The following is a 514-nucleotide window of genomic DNA, read 5'->3' on the forward strand; positions in this document are numbered from 1 at the left end:
TTAGAAAAAGTAATAATTAATTGGTTTAGTGATAAGAATAATCTTAATAAGAATGGAGCTGAAAATAGTGAAACAGGACAGAAGATTAACGGTTGAAGCTGAACTTAGAGCAGATCAACCACAAGCAGAAACACCAGAACAAGAACAACCTGAACAAGGGGGTGCGCAAAATGACGCAGACCCACAAGGTAAAGTTATTTCAGGCTATGCGATTGTGTGGAACTCACCAAGTAAAGATTTAGGCGGATTTACAGAAGTAGTTACACCACAGGCACTTGATGGAGTGGATTTATCAGATGTTTTAATGCTGAATAACCATGATTATAGTCAAGTTTTAGCTAGTGTTAAAGCTGGTACATTGGAACTTGAAACAGATGATAAAGGACTTCATTTTAAAGCCACGTTGCCAAATACGACCTATGCAAATGATGTTTATGCGCAAGTGACAGCTGGCAATGTTGATTCATGCAGTTTTGGTTTTGAAGTGAATGATGGTACAGATACATGGACAAAA

1 protein-coding gene is annotated in these 514 nt (G+C 37.5%); it reads left to right on the forward strand.

Going from position 1 to position 514, the window contains the following annotated elements; translation table 11 throughout:
* Positions 1 to 67: 67 nt before the first annotated feature.
* The coding region (locus FC81_RS10130; protein WP_157054798.1) for an HK97 family phage prohead protease at positions 68 to 514 on the forward strand (447 nt) is incomplete at its 3' end.

This window comes from Liquorilactobacillus capillatus DSM 19910, from assembly GCF_001434915.1.
Classification (GTDB): domain Bacteria; phylum Bacillota; class Bacilli; order Lactobacillales; family Lactobacillaceae; genus Liquorilactobacillus; species Liquorilactobacillus capillatus.